9 protein-coding genes are annotated in these 13,810 nt (G+C 67.6%); 2 read left to right on the top strand and 7 right to left on the bottom strand.

The annotated features are described in order from the left end of the window. Positions 1-142 precede the first annotated feature (142 nt). Positions 143-2,251 carry a bifunctional rhamnulose-1-phosphate aldolase/short-chain dehydrogenase gene (locus ACG00X_RS16010; protein ID WP_394489206.1) on the bottom strand — a complete coding sequence of 703 codons (2,109 nt, stop codon included), beginning with the start codon at positions 2,249-2,251 and terminating at the stop codon, positions 143-145. A gap of 461 nt (positions 2,252-2,712) precedes the next feature. Between ACG00X_RS16010 and ACG00X_RS16005 the strand changes: the two genes are divergently transcribed. Together ACG00X_RS16005 and ACG00X_RS16000 are read left to right on the top strand one after the other, a co-directional pair. After that, positions 2,713-3,597, top strand: coding sequence for a DeoR/GlpR family DNA-binding transcription regulator (locus ACG00X_RS16005; RefSeq protein WP_394489205.1), 885 nt, complete (start codon positions 2,713-2,715; stop codon positions 3,595-3,597). Next, complete coding sequence (locus ACG00X_RS16000) at positions 3,594-4,979, top strand: FGGY-family carbohydrate kinase (protein ID WP_394489203.1); 1,386 nt, start codon at positions 3,594-3,596, stop codon at positions 4,977-4,979. The genes ACG00X_RS16005 and ACG00X_RS16000 overlap by 4 nt, the downstream gene beginning before the upstream one ends. A 22-nt stretch (positions 4,980-5,001) precedes the next feature. On the opposite strand, the gene ACG00X_RS15995 is transcribed toward ACG00X_RS16000, so the two are convergent. The 6 genes from ACG00X_RS15995 to bglB all read right to left on the bottom strand — a co-directional run bounded on the left by ACG00X_RS15995 (position 5,002) and on the right by bglB (position 13,792). Then, complete coding sequence (locus tag ACG00X_RS15995) at positions 5,002-5,682, bottom strand: PEP-CTERM sorting domain-containing protein (protein WP_394489202.1); 681 nt, start codon at positions 5,680-5,682, stop codon at positions 5,002-5,004. A gap of 15 nt (positions 5,683-5,697) precedes the next feature. Then, on the bottom strand, positions 5,698-7,527 hold the full coding sequence (locus tag ACG00X_RS15990) for a rhamnogalacturonan lyase B N-terminal domain-containing protein (RefSeq protein ID WP_394489201.1): 1,830 nt from the start codon (positions 7,525-7,527) through the stop codon (positions 5,698-5,700). Positions 7,528-7,661: 134 nt separating this feature from the next. Further along, positions 7,662-8,909: a serine hydrolase domain-containing protein gene (locus ACG00X_RS15985; RefSeq protein WP_394489200.1), complete on the bottom strand. Its 1,248-nt coding sequence runs from the start codon at positions 8,907-8,909 to the stop codon at positions 7,662-7,664. 155 nt (positions 8,910-9,064) lie between these two features. Next, positions 9,065-10,315: a rhamnogalacturonan acetylesterase gene (locus ACG00X_RS15980; RefSeq protein WP_394489199.1), complete on the bottom strand. Its 1,251-nt coding sequence runs from the start codon at positions 10,313-10,315 to the stop codon at positions 9,065-9,067. Beyond that, positions 10,312-11,982 (bottom strand): MFS transporter, encoded by a 1,671-nt coding sequence (locus ACG00X_RS15975; RefSeq protein WP_394489198.1) that lies wholly within the window; start codon positions 11,980-11,982, stop codon positions 10,312-10,314. The genes ACG00X_RS15980 and ACG00X_RS15975 overlap by 4 nt, the downstream gene beginning before the upstream one ends. A 646-nt stretch (positions 11,983-12,628) precedes the next feature. Then, on the bottom strand, positions 12,629-13,792 hold the full coding sequence (gene bglB / locus ACG00X_RS15970; RefSeq protein ID WP_394489197.1) for a beta-galactosidase BglB: 1,164 nt from the start codon (positions 13,790-13,792) through the stop codon (positions 12,629-12,631). Positions 13,793-13,810 lie beyond the last annotated feature (18 nt).

The following is a 13,810-nucleotide window of genomic DNA, read 5'->3' as shown; positions in this document are numbered from 1 at the left end:
GGCCGAGCGCCGGGCCGCTCCCAAGCCGGCCCGCGTTGGGCGATGTGCTTGCTGCTCGAAGCCGCAAGCATTGCCATCCCCTCGGGGGACCGGCCAGGCTTGCCTGCGTTGAGCAGGGCAAGACTGGACGAGGGGCTTCATTTCAGCGGGTGAACGCTGCGGCATTGCCGGCGTCTACGTTCAGCACGTTGCCGGTGCTCTTGCCCGACTTGTCGCTGGCCAGGAAGTACACGGCTTCCGCGATGTCTTCAGGCAGCACGCTGAGCTTGAGCATGCTGCGCTGGCGGTAGAACTCTTCGATGTTGTCGGTCTCGATCTTGTTGGATGCGGCGCGCTCTTCCTTCCACTTGCCGTCCCAGATGCGCGAGCCGCGGATGACGGCGTCGGGGTTGACGACGTTGACGCGCACGCCGATGGCGGCGCCCTCCAGCGCGATGCAGCGGGCCAGGTGGATCTCGGCCGCCTTGGCCGTGCAGTAGGCCGACGCGCCGGCCGAGGCCACGAGGCCGTTCTTGCTGGCCACGAACACCATGCTGCCGCCGATCTTCTGCTGCTTCATCAGGCGGAAGGCCGCGCGGCCCACCAGGAAGTAGCCGGTGACCAGGATGTCCTGGTTGCGCTGCCAGATCTCCAGCGTCGTGTCTTCCAGCGGCGCCGCGGATGCGATGCCGGCGTTGGAGACCAGGATGTCCAGGCCGCCGAAGCGCAGCGACGTGGCCGACACCACGGCCTCCACATCGGCTTCCGACGTGATGTTGCCCTGCACCGTGGCGACGGCATCCTTGCCACCGACCTTGACGAGGTTGGCATGGGCTTCGGCCAGCGCGCCGGCGTCGATGTCGGTCAGCATCACGCAGGCACCTTCCTGCAGCAGCTGGCGGGCCACGGCCTGGCCGATGCCACCGGCGCCACCGGTCACCAGGGCCACGCGGCCGGCCAGGCTCTTGGGCTTGGGCATGCGCTGCAGCTTGGCTTCTTCGAGCAGCCAGTACTCGATGTCGAAGGCTTCCTGCTCGGGCAGGCCGACGTATTTGTCCACGCCATTGGCGCCGCGCATCACGTTGATGGCGTTGATGTAGAACTCACCGGCAATGCGGGCGGTGGCCTTGTCCTTGGCGAAGGACAGCATGCCCACGCCGGGGATCAGGTAGATGATGGGGTTGGCGTCGCGGATGGCCGGGCTGGTGGGGCGCTTGCAGCGCTCGTAGTAGGCCGTGTAGTCGGCGCGGTAGGCTTCCAGCGCCTGGTCCAGGCCGGCCAGCAGGGCGTCGACGTCGGGCTTGGCGGGGTCGAAGTCCAGCACCAGCGGGCGGATCTTGGTGCGCAGGAAGTGGTCGGGGCAGGAGGTGCCCAGCGCGGCCAGCGCGGCCAGGTCGTTGCTGGCGACGAACTGCAGCACGGCGTCGCTGTCGTTGAAATCACCCAGCTTGCGCTCGCCGGCGCTGATGCGGCCGCGCAGCGCGGGCATCAGCTTGGCCGCGATCGCCGCGCGCTCTGCGGCGGGCAGCGTGGCGGTCTTGACGCCGCCGAACACCGGCTGCTTGATGTTCTCGGCCAGCCATTGCTCGGCCAGGCGGATCATCTCCAGCGTGATCTCGTAGCAGCTCTTGGCCGTGTCACCCCAGGTGAACAGGCCGTGACCTTCCAGGATGATGCCCTTCAGGTTCGGCTGCGACGTGGCCAGCGCTTCGAGCTTCAGGCCCAGGTCGTAGCCGGGGCGCTGCCACGGCAGCCAGCCCAGCTGGCCGCCGAAGATCACCTCGGTCAGGCGCTTGCTGTCGGCGCAGGCGGCGATGGCGATGATGGCGTCGGGGTGCATGTGGTCCACATGCGCCTTCGGAATGTAGGCGTGCAGCGGCGTGTCGATACTCGCTGCGTGCGGGTTCAGGTTGAACGTGCAGTGCGGCAGATAATCCACCATCTCGTCTTCATGCGCCAGGCCGCGATAACGCTTCTTGAGCGCCTGCAGCTTGTCCATGTAGAGCGTCGAGAAACCATCGAGCTTGATACTGCCGAGGTCGCCGCCAGAACCCTTCACCCACAACACCTCGACGTCCTCGCCGGTCAGGTGGTCGCGCATCTTGACCTTGGCCGAGGTATTGCCGCCGCCGAAATTCGTCACGCGCAGGTCGGAGCCGAGCAGGTTGGAGCGATAGAGCAGCAGCTCGGGTTCGCTCAGCTTGGCCGCCACGGCGTCGTCCCATTTGGAGACGATGGGGGTATGGGCGGGAGTTTGGGAAATTGCGGTCATCAGCTTGCCTGTATTCAGTACGTATTCATCACCCGGGCCGCGGCTTGCGACCTGGCACCCCAGGTCGGCGGGGCGAGCGGGCCGCAGTGTGGGCCGAAACGCCAGCCGCCGCGCAGGGCGTGCGCAGTAAATCAAAAGAATGAGCGAAAGCGCGCGCCCGAGGGTCTTCACTCAAGAAACGCTCATGGTCATGAGCGTTTCGTGATTGACCCCCTGTGGGGATTGACGTAATCTCCACTTGGAACGCTGTTTCAGTTGTTGCGTGAGCGGTTCAGCGCGCAGCGAGCAGGTTCACCGACCGGCGCCTACGATTGCCGGCGCAGAGCAGGCGAGCGGCCTCAGCCAGCTCGCCGAACGCAAGAGACGTCTGCGTTGGGGAAGCCTCCCGAGCGTTGGGCGACATAACGACGAGACAACGGGCGGCACCCGGTTCCACGGGGCACCCGACAAAGGTGATCCTCATGATCAATCACAAGCGTCACAAGCGTCTGCTCAAACTGCTGGACGAGCGCGAGCACGCCAGTGTCCAGCAGTTGATGGAATGGTTGTCGGCTTCGGCCGCGACGGTGCGGCGGGATATTTCTTGGCTGGCCGCGAAAAACCAGCTCACCCGTACGCGCGGCGGTGCTCAAAGGCTTGAGCAAAAGAAGAAGTCATACACGCTTTCGAGCGAATCATTTCAAAACAACGCGCAACAAAATACTGCAGCCAAACGCGCAATTGCCCGTTATGCAACGTCGATGTGCAATAACGGCGAAACCATCATCATCAACGGTGGCACCACTACGTTCATGATGGCGGAGTTTCTCGTCGAGAAACAGCTGAAGATCCTCACGAACTCCTTCCTGATGGCCGAGCGGCTGCTCGTCACCAGCGACAACGAGATCATCCTGCCGGGCGGGCGCGTCTACCGCGAGCAGAACGTCATCCTGAGCCCGTTCGAGAACGACGTGGCCCAGCACCACTACGCGGCCAAGATGTTCATGGGCGTCTACGGGCTGTCCATCCTGGGCCTCATGGAGGCAGACCCGCTGCTGATCCAGGCCGAGAAGCGCCTGATCAGCCAGGCCGAGGAACTGGTGGTGCTGGTCGATAGTTCCAAGTTCCAGCGCAAGGCGGGCCTGGTGCTGTGCGGGCTGAACCGCGTGTCTACGGTCATCACCGACACCGGTGCGCCGGACAGCGCCGTGCAGTTGCTGGAGCACTACGGCGTGCGCGTGATCACGGTGGAGCCCGAAGCGGTGGACCCTCGGGTGGTGGAGGCTTCGGCGATGAGTACGCATGACTATGCGGCCGTGCTGGAGTCGGGCGCTTACCACCACCATCACGCGGGGTTGATCTCTTGAGCGCTGCGGCCCCGGGTACCGTCGTCCTCGACATCGGCAAGACGAACGCGAAGCTGACGCTGATCGACGCGGCGGGCCGCACGATCACCGAAGTGCGCACGCCCAACACGGTGAGCCGTGCCGGGCTCTACCCGCACCATGACACCGAGCGGCTGTGGGGCTGGATGCAGCAGCAGTTGCGCGAGCTCTCGGCGCTGGCGGACATCCGGGCCATCGTGCCCGTCACGCATGGCGCCACGGCGGCGTTGGTCGACGACGCAGGCCTGGTGCTGCCGGTGCTGGACTACGAGCATGTGCCCGGTGATGCCGCCGATGCCGCACGTTATGAGGCGCTGCGGCCGGCGTTCGAGGAAAGCGGCTCGCCGCAGCTGCCGGCGGGGCTGAACCTGGGGCGGCAGCTGGCCTGGCTGCAAAGCCAGTTCCCGGCCGAGTTTGCGCGGGCGCGGCATGTGTTGATGTACCCGCAGTACTGGGCCTGGCGTCTGTGCGGCGTGGCGGCCAGCGAGGTGACCTCGCTGGGCTGCCATACCGACTTGTGGCGGCCGGCGCAGGGCGGCTATTCGTCGCTTGTCGAGGGCCAGGGTTGGTTGCCCTTGTTCCCGCCGCGGCGCGATGCCTGGGCGCGCCTCGGGGTGCTGAGGCCGGTGGTGGCCGCCGAGACCGGGCTGCCGTCGGACTGCGAAGTGGTGTGCGGCATCCACGACAGCAATGCCTCGCTGCTGCGCCACCTGCTGACGCTGCAGCAGAGCGGGCCCTGCACGGTGCTGTCCACCGGCACCTGGCTCATCGCGGCGGCGCTGGGCTCTGCGACGCGGCCGCTGGTCGAGGCGCAGGACATGCTGGCCAACTGCAACGTGTTCGGCGACGCCGTGCCGTGCATGCGCTTCATGGGTGGCCGCGAGTTTGCGGCGATCGCCGGCACGCAGCCGGCAGCGTTCGGCGCGGCCGATGTCGAGCGGCTGATCGCGCGGCAAACGCTGGCGCTGCCTTGCTTCGCCGAGACGAGCGGCCCGTTCGCCGGCCGGCTGGGCCGTGTGCAGGGGCCGCCGGCCGAGAGCGATGCCGAGCGCGCAGCGCTGGCCACGCTGTACGTGGTGTTGATGACTGACTACTGCCTGGACGCGCTGGGTGCCAGCGGGCGTGTCGTCGTGGAAGGCGCGTTCACCGCCAACGCCTGGTTCGGCCCGCTGCTGGCGGGGCTGGCGCAGGGGCGGTCGGTTAGCGTGTCTGACGACAGCAGCGGAACCACCTGCGGCGCCTGGCTGCTGCAGGCCTGGGGCCAGGGCGATGCCGGTGCGGCGGCCGAGCCGGTACAGCCGTGGAACCCCACCGGCTGGCGCGCCTACCGCGACGCCTGGCGGGCTGTGGCCAGCGCGGCCTGAGCCGGCCCGGCCCGCCGCCGCTTCAGCCCGCGCGGCGGCGTCGCCCCGCCGCCATGACGATGCCTGCCAGCGCAGCCAGTGCGAGCGAGCCCGGCTCGGGCACGACGAAGGCGTGCACGCTGTCGATCTGCGGCGTGCTGTAGCCGCTGCTGTCGCTGGCGCTGTCGAAGGTGTAGAGGCGCACCTCGTCGAAGCCGTTCGCATCGCTCAGCCCGACGATCCCGCCGATGCCTTGCGCGCCGAGGGCGGCCTTGCCCGTGCCCGTGAGCACGCCGTCCAGCCAGGTCTGCCACATCAGGTGGATGGTGGCGTAGCCGGAATCGACGGCGAATTCGATGCCGCCCAGATCAGCCCCGGCGCTGCGGATGGACAGGTAGGCGTTGTAGCCGGCGGTGGCGAAGAAGTTGCCCGAGAAGACCTCGCTGTAGACCTGGCCGGGATAGGCCAGGCAGAGCTCGCCGGCATAGCCGCAGCCGCCGTTGTCGGCCGCCAGGCCGCCCACCTGGCTGAACAGCAGGCCGCCCTCGGACCAGGGGCTGGCGAGCTCGGCGTTGGCCTCGAAATCGGCGGTGTACGTGAGGTGCGTGGCGGCAGGCGTGGCGCTGCCGGCGCCCTGGGTTAGCACGACGCCGGCCGAGGCCGGCAGGGCCAGCGCGGCGGCGCACAGCAGCGGGAGCAGCGGAAAATGCAGGGTGGTTTTCATGGTCGTGTCCTCGGGTCAGGGCAGGGCTACCAGGTCGACGGCGTCGAAGGAGAGGCTGGGGCTCAGGAAGCGCGTGCCGGCGGTGCCACTCACGGTGTTGATGGTCAGCACATTGGTGCCGACGACGAGCTGTGCGGCGGGGATATCGAAGCTGTAGGTGCGGTTCACGCCGCGATAGGTGCCCACGGTCATGTTGCGCGACACCTTGGCCGGCGCGGCGGGGATGGCGGACGTCCAGCTGTTGACGCTGACCTGCGGGCGGGCGCCGTTGAAGTCGGCCGTCAGACCGACGCGCAGGCGCAGCGGCGCGGTGTTCTGGCCCCGCTTGAGCGTGAACTGCACCTGCAGCCCGTTGTTCACATCCTTCCACTGGTAGGCGGGCCAGCCGGTGGCGGGCGAGGAGCTGCCGATCACATAAGGGCCGACGTTCCAGGACGCCATGCGCACGTCCGACGGGTGCATGAAGGTCAGCCGGTCGCCGTTGATGAACTCCTGCGGCGAGCCGTCCCATTCGCCGATGCGCCAGAGCGCGGGCGTGGCGCCCGGGTCGGCGGTGATGGCGATGGGGTTCATCGCGTAGTCGGCGTTGGCAGTCACCGTCACCTGCGCCGTCTGCACGCCGAGTTCGCCCTTGTAGAGCGTCATCGTGTAGACGCCCGGCAGCATGCCTGTTGATGTGAAGTGGCCGTCCACCGGGTCGACATCGACCCAGTACTGCGCCTGGCTGTTGGCGAAGCCCGCCGTGTAGGGAATGCCGGCGACCCGCCCGCTGACGCCGGCGACGCTGACCGAGCCGCGCCCGAGGGGCGGCACGTAACCGTCCAGGTTGACGGCGCCGTACCAGCTGGTATCGGGCCGCACGGTGGGCAGCGAGCCGTCCGTGAACATCATGAGATAGGTGTTCAGCACACCCAGCCGGAAGGCCTCGGTCTGCGCCTCGCCGTAGTTGACCATGTAGGTCAGCTCGTTGGTCGTGCCGGTGATCTGCTGCAGCAGGCTGCGGTAGAAAGGGCCGCCCGAGTCACCCTCGTGGTTGTCGCGCCAGAACCAGATGCCCACGCCCGGGCCCGTGCCGCCGAGGATCTGCCAGTCCTTGAGCCGGCGGTTGGCGTAATGCTTGGAGCGCGACTGGCCGTAGCGCGCGTCGGTGCTGGCAAAGCCGAAGACATCGCTGGCCTCGATGGCGCCGCTGGTGCCGCGCAGGTCTTCGGCCCAGTAGCTCTCGCCGTTGTAGGTGACCAAACCGCCGGCCGTTGGTGCGGGCCCGCCATCGGGCAGCTTGGCGATGGGAATGCGGGCGATGAAGCGCACGAGGCCGTGCACATCGGGCTGCTCGGTGAAGTGGGTGCCCATGTGGATGTTGGCTTCCCCCTTCTTGGCCAGGTAGTAGTGCGTCAGCACGCCGCCCTTGGTGCTCGTGCTGGTGAGCGTGACCTTGATGTAGTCGCTGCCGGTCACCACGCCACCGTTGCTCGTCGCGGCCGGTGTGGTGCTGCCGTCCGCCGCCACGAGCTCGGCGGTCACGGCCACCGCGCCCACATTGGCATAGAGCCAGTCCGCGCCCGAGTTCAGCTGCGTGCCGCGGGCCGGGTCGGCGTACTCGACGCCGTTGTAGACGAGGCTGGACAGGTCACCCGCCGACGTGGTGCTGGCGCCGTTGTCGTAGCCCCGTACCTTGAAGACGAGGCCGGCGTCCGTGTCGATGATGTACTGCGGCTTGGCCGGGTTGTTGCCGTCCCAGACGGTGGTGATGCTGAAGGCCGCCATCGCGGCAGGCGCCATGCTGGCGAGCACACCGGCGGCCAGCCACCGCGCCCAGGACGGGCGCGAGCTTGTCGTGTTCATGTTGTCTCCTGGTCTTATGACTTTGTTCACGGTCCCGCCGTGAACTGTTGCGGAATGTAGGCAGTGCCTCGCGCCGCGTGTGGTCAACCAGTTGAGCGTTTGAACAGCCGGCGGCTGTGCGCCGCTGTCGTCGGCTAGCGGATCAGTGCCTGGTAGGTGAGCGTCTTGACGCGCTGGTTCAGCGTGGAGTTGCCGGCCGGGCGCAGCTGCGTCATGAACAGGATGATCAGCCTTTCCTTCGGGTCCACCGCGTACTGCGGGAAATACGCGCTGCCCCAGCCGAAGGCGCCCTCGCTGCCCAGCTCCTTGAAGCCGCCGCGCCGCACGTTGACCCAGAAGCCCAGGCCGAAGCCGTCTCCGTCGCTGCGCGACTTGTCGCCGAGGTGGTCGGCCGTCATCAGCGCCACGGTGTGGCGCGCCAGGATGCGCACGCCATCGAGCGCGCCCTGGTTCAGCAGCATCTGCAGGAAGCGTGTGTAGTCGCCCGCGGTGCTCAGGAGGCCGGCGCCGCCGGACATCAGCTTGTGCGGGCCGTTGACGAAATCGCTGCGCGCCGGCGTCTCCTCGAGCTTGAGTTGCCCGCCCTCCAGGCCGTAGACGTTGGCCAGGCGGGAGATCTTCTCGGGGGGCAGCACGAAGCCGGTGTCGGGCATGCGCAGCGGGTCGGTGATGCGCGCCTTGATGAAGGCATCCAGCGGCTGGCCCGACACGACCTCCACGAGCCGGCCCAGCACATCGGTGGCGTACCCGTAGATGAACTGTTCGCCCGGCTGGCTCTGCAGCGGCAGCGCGGCGAAGCGGTCGGTCCACTGGGCCAGCGTCTCGTCATTGCCGACGAGGTACCAGTCCTTCATGCCAGTCGCTTCGTACGCGGCCTTGGCGGGGCCGGCGCCATAGCTCATGCCGGCGGTGTGCGTGAGCAGGTCGTGGATGGTCAGCGGGCGCCGCGGCTTCTCGGTGCCGCCGCCGGTCAGCGCAACCTGCACGTTCGCGAAGGCCGGCAGGTAGCGCGAGACGGGGTCCTTCAGCTGGAAGCGGCCTTCCTCGTACAGGATCATCGCGGCCACCGTCGTCAGCGCCTTGCTCATGGAGGCGATGCGGAAGATGGTGTCCGTGCGCATGGGCCGCGCGTTCTCGATGTCCTGCTGGCCATAGGCCTTGAACACGACCGGCTTGCCGTCACGCATGACGACCATCACGCCGCCGGCGAGTTGCTGGCGGGCGATCTGTTCGTCGATGGCGGCGTCCAGCCGCTTCAGGCGCGCGGGCGAAAAGCCCTGCGCGGTGAGGGCTTCGGCCGCCTGCGGTGGTGCGGCGAAGGTGGTGGGGGCGTGCGCGAGCGTGGCGCAGGCGAGCGCCGCGGCAAGGAGGGTGGATTTCATGTCGAGGTGATCTCAGTTGTCCGTTCCGTGGTGCTGCCACGCGCCGTGCATTGAACCACTGGCCGCGCGCCGAGCCGCCGCAAGCATCGCCGTCCCCTCGGGGGGACCGACCAGGCTTGCCGGCGTTCAGCCAGGCAAGACTGGGCGAGGGGTGATCAATCCCCCAGCGGGCGTTGCTGCGTGAAGCCGGGGCTGACGGCGATGTGGAACTGCTCCGGCGGCAACGGCCTGGCCGGGTCGATGGGGCCCAGATCATCACGCAGTTGCCCGGCCACCGGCACGCGGGCGTCCCGCAGGCCCAGCGCCACCAGGCGCGCCAGCTGCATGGCGCCGTAGCTATTGTGGTGGGTGTTGTCCAGCTTGCCGTTGTTCAGCGGGTGCATGGCCTGCGACCGCTCGGGCCCGAGCGTGGCATAGAGCTGCTGGCTCATCGCGTTGAGGTCCACGAAGGCCAGCCGCATGTCCCGCGCCACCGTGCGGGCGGCGTCGGCGTACTCGAGCAGGCTGGGCTTGAGCCGGCCCTCGGCGTCGAAATTGCGGCGCTCCATCGACGACAGCACCACCGGCACAGCGCCGCGCGCCAAGATGGCTTCAGCGTGCGTGCGCAGCTCGGCCTTGTAGGTCTCGGCGTTGCCGCTGCCGTCCTTTTGCTGCTTCTGGTCGTTGTGGCCGAACTGCAGCAGCACCGTGTCGCCGGGCTGCAGCGTCGACAGGATCTTGTCGAGGCGGCGGCGGTTCAGCGAGTCGCGATAGGTTTCGCCCGACTCGGCGTGGTTGGACACCGCCACTGTCGGCTTGAACAGCGCGGGCAGCATCTGGCCCCAGCTGGCATAGGGCTCGCCGCTTTGATCGGCGACCGTGGAGTCGCCCAGCAGATAGACGGTAGGCACCTGGACCGGCTCGATGAGCAGATGCGTGAGCGCCGGCTGTGCGCCGTTGATCTCGAGCGTCAGCCGGCGGTCCCAGGCCCAGCCCTCGCTGGCGATCTCGCGCTCCTTGAGCTTGACGCGGCCCGGCTCCACACCGGTCACGGCGGCGATGTTGGCGGTGCGCACGTTGACGATGAAGCGGCGCGTCTCGGTCTTGCCGGCGGGCACGCGGGCCGCGTCCAGCTGCAGGCGGCGCAGCTCGGTCTTGAGGGTTGTCTCGCTGGCCTCCTTGCCGCCCAGCGTGGCGGTAACGCGGTAGTTGCCCTCGGGCAAGTCCACCGAGAAGAAGTAGGGCAGGCCGGCGGCGTTGCGTTTGTCGTCGGCCTCGAAGCCATGGCCGCGTTCGCGGCTGTAGGTCGTGTCGGCCGCGATGGCGACCTCGCCTTTGGCGGGCTGGCCGTCGAAGCTGAAGCGCCACGCGTCGGCGGCCCAGGCGGGTGAAGCCAGCAGGCTGGCGACAAGGAGGAGGGGCTTCATGTCAGGCGGTCGCGGTGAACTTGCGGGAGGGGAGGCAGGTCGGACGCGGCCACGCTGTCGCTGCGCCCCCAGAGGCGCTCATACGGCCAGCCGGTGAGCGCTTCGACGATGCGCTGGTTCTCCTCGCTCTCGGCCTCGACGGCGCCGGCGCGCAGCCGCTCCACCTCGTGCACCAGCACCGCGTGCGTGCTGGCGTTCAGCCGAAAGCGCCACGAAGCCAGCGCGCCCAGGGCCAGCATCAGCAGCGGGCCACCCACCATCAGCGCGGTGACCGTCTGGATGGCCTCGGGCGTCTGCACGACGACCTCGCCTGGCCGGGTGCGGATGTAGCCGCCCAGGTCGATGATCCAGCCACAGGCCATGATGGCGCCGCTCTGGGCCAGCTTGCGCACCAGCGTCATGACGCCGGCGAAGATGCCCTCGCGGCGCTCGCCGGTGACGGCCTCGTCGACATCGGGCAGGTAGTTGTAGACCGACCAGGGCACGAAGTTCAGCGTGCCCCGGCCCAGGCCGGCCAGCACGATGGGCACGAACAGCCAGAACGCCAGGCTCGGCGAGAAGCCCGGCTGCGTCGGGTTCAGCGCGCCGAAGATGTTGCTGCCCAGGGCCTTGAAGCCGTCGGCGAAGCCGGCTGGCTGCACGATGTAGAACACGAGGTAGAGCAGCAGCGCCGCGCCGAAGAGCCCGGCCGCCAGCCGGTAGGCCAGCACCGGGCCGGTGCGGATGACGATCTGGATGGCCAGCATCACCGAGACGAGCTGGGCCACGTACATCAGCGTCATCAGCTGCGAGATGGCCAGCGTGGCGCCCATCAGCACCGTGGCGACGAAAAACGCGAAGGCGCTGTTGAAGATGTCCTGAGACAGGTAGCCGCCCAGATAGATGGCCAGGTGCTGTCGGAAGGCGCGGATCTTCAACGTCGAGAACAGGTCGCGGAACATCTTCACCGGGATCATCAGCACGGCTTCGAGCTTCACGCCGCCGAAGGTCTGCGACATGATGGCCTGCTCGCGCGTGCCGTAGGGGCGCTCCCAGGTCGTCAGCACGACGATGGTGACGACCACCGAGAACGCCACGCCGAAGATGGCGGCCATCCAGAAGAAGGTGTCGGGCGAGTCCTTGCCGCCGAACTGGTTGATCAGCAGCGTGGGCAGGTAGGAGGCCAGGATGGCCGAGCCCTGCGCAATGATCATGCGTGCGCCGGCGAACTTGGCTTTGCGCTTGTAGTCCTTGGTCATCTCGGCCGCCAGCGTTTCCCAGGGGATGAGAAACATCGTGTAGAGCAGCTCGAAGAAGATGAAGGCCAGCAGGTAGTAGGTGAAGGTGTGGCCGGTGCGGAAGATCAGCGCGAAGCTGGGCAGCAGCGGGATGGTGATGAGCAGGAAGAGCTTGCGCCGGCCGATCTTGCGGCCCACCCAGGTGTGGCGCAGGTTGTCGGAGACGTAGCCGATCAGCGGGCAGGTGATGGCTTCCAGCAGCCGCGGCAGGCCGAGGATCAGGCCGGCTTCGACGGCCGACAGGTTGCAGAACGTCGTGAAGAAATAGAACAGCCAGCCGGTGACGACCGCCTGCGCGCCGGCGCCGAGCACGTCGCCACTGCCCCAGCCCCAGTAGTTGATCCAGGAGGGCTCTTTGGCGGCGGGGTGGAGGTTGCGAGGGGGATTCATGTCTCTTGCTGGCTGTGCGCTTTGTGCGCTTGTCTCGGTGCGCTTGATTTGTGCAGCGTGTGGTGCCGGGAATTCGCCCCGGCGGGCGACCTACTTTCTGGGCCGCCAGAAAGTAGGCAAAGAGCTCCCCCCGACCGCACCGCCCTACGCTTCGCTTCGGGTTCCCTGCGCTGCTCAGGCCTTGAGGGCTCGCGCAGAACTCGCTTCGCTACGCTGCGCTCAAACAGCTGCGCGAAGTCAGAAGTTGAGGTGCGCTGCGCGCACGCCCTCAAGGCCTTGCGCTGCTCGGCGGTGCTAAAGGGGGCATACCGGACAGCCGGCGTCAGCCGGCTTGCGGGTCTGGCTGTTGGCTGTTGGCTGCTCGGGGTTCCCCTTTGGAGGAGCCGAGAAGCGCAGGAGCCCAGGGCGCGAGCGCAGCGAGCCTCAAGCTCTGACTTCGCGCCGCCTGTTTGAACGCAGCGTAGCGAAGTGAGTTCGGCGCGGCCCTGGGCTCCGAGCATCGCAGGGGACCCCTTCGCGCAGCGAAGGGGCGACGGAACAGGGGCGCTTTCTTTGCCTACTTTCTTGCGCGCGCAAGAAAGTAGGTCGGCCGCCGGGACGAAATCCCGGCTGGGCCTTGGCGGCAACCCGAAGTACCGCATAGCAATCAGATGAACCGAACCAGTAGCTCACCCATCGCCAGCAAGGCCATCGCCTGCCCGAACGGCATCGACGTCAGCGGGATGTCCTTGTACTCCTGCAGCGTGTTGAACACCGGCGTGCCGAAGCTCACCTGCGTCAGCTCGCCCGCGTCGTTGATGTGCCGGCGCACCGCCAGCGCCGCCTTCACGCCGAAGGCCTCGTAGTCGCGTGAGATGTAGCCCTTGCGCACCGCCTTCAGGATGCCGTAGGCAAAGCCGGCCGACGCGGCCGCCTCGTCGTAGGAGGTCGGGTCGTCCAGCAGCGTTGGCCACAGGCCCGAGGGCGACTGGAATGCGCTAAGCGCCTTGACCTGCGCTTCGAGCGTGGACACCAGGTGCTGACGGAAGGCATCGCCCTCGGGCAGGTTCAGCAGCTCCAGGAACTCGGGAATGACGATGGTGACCCACGAGTTGCCGCGCGCCCACAGCGCGTTGGCGAAGTTGTGGCGGCCGTCGAACGTCCAGCCGTGGAACCACAGTCCCGTCTTGCGATCGGCCAGGTACTTGATGTGGACGAGGAACTGGCGCTTGGCCTCCTCGACGTAGTGCGGGCGGTTCAGCAGCAGGCCGAACTTGGCCAGCGGCAGCACCGACATCATCAGCGTGTCGTCCCACAGCTGCTGGTGGTTCACGCTGTTGTAGACGATGTGCTGGAAGCCGCCTTCCTCGGTGCGCGGCAGGTCGTGGTAGACCCACTCCGCCCAGCGGTCGATGTAGGGCAGGTAGCGGCGGTCGCCCGTGCGGTCGAACAGGTAGGCCAGCGTCAGGAAGGGCGCCACCGTGTTGATGTTGCGGCTGGGCATGCCCTCCTTGAAGCGCGCCTCGAACCAGCTCGTCATGATCTCCCAGGCCTTGGGGTCGCCGGTCAGCTCCCAGACCTTGTAGACGCCGTACAGGCCCACGCCGTGCGTCCACTCGAAACCGTTCCAGCCCTTGGTGTCCAGCACGCGGCCGTCGGCCAGGCGAAGCAGGAATTTGCCGTCCTTGTCCTCGATGTTGATCAGGTTGTGGATCAGCCGGTCGATGGCGCCGCGGATGTCGTCGCGGTCCGCACCGAGGTGGGCCGTGTGGTGGGCCAGCAGCGGGTGGATCTTGGAGGAATCGACGGGCTTGAGGATCTGGTTGGACATGGTTTCTTTGTCTCTGTC

Origin of the sequence: Pelomonas nitida (genome assembly GCF_043555975.1) — a bacterium.
Lineage (GTDB): Bacteria > Pseudomonadota > Gammaproteobacteria > Burkholderiales > Burkholderiaceae_C > Pelomonas > Pelomonas nitida.
Note: the sequence above shows the minus strand (reverse complement) of the source record. Positions and strands in the feature narration are given on the sequence as shown.

What these genes read in the sequence shown, in the direction of transcription:
- ACG00X_RS16010 (WP_394489206.1), bottom strand. Translation starts at nt 2,251, where the DNA reads ATGACCGCAATTTCCCAAACTCCCGCCCATACCCCCATCGTCTCCAAA.
- ACG00X_RS16005 (WP_394489205.1), top strand. Translation starts at nt 2,713, where the DNA reads ATGATCAATCACAAGCGTCACAAGCGTCTGCTCAAACTGCTGGACGAG.
- ACG00X_RS15995 (WP_394489202.1), bottom strand. Translation starts at nt 5,682, where the DNA reads ATGAAAACCACCCTGCATTTTCCGCTGCTCCCGCTGCTGTGCGCCGCC.
- ACG00X_RS15990 (WP_394489201.1), bottom strand. Translation starts at nt 7,527, where the DNA reads ATGAACACGACAAGCTCGCGCCCGTCCTGGGCGCGGTGGCTGGCCGCC.
- ACG00X_RS15985 (WP_394489200.1), bottom strand. Translation starts at nt 8,909, where the DNA reads ATGAAATCCACCCTCCTTGCCGCGGCGCTCGCCTGCGCCACGCTCGCG.
- ACG00X_RS15980 (WP_394489199.1), bottom strand. Translation starts at nt 10,315, where the DNA reads ATGAAGCCCCTCCTCCTTGTCGCCAGCCTGCTGGCTTCACCCGCCTGG.
- ACG00X_RS15975 (WP_394489198.1), bottom strand. Translation starts at nt 11,982, where the DNA reads ATGAATCCCCCTCGCAACCTCCACCCCGCCGCCAAAGAGCCCTCCTGG.
- bglB (WP_394489197.1), bottom strand. Translation starts at nt 13,792, where the DNA reads ATGTCCAACCAGATCCTCAAGCCCGTCGATTCCTCCAAGATCCACCCG.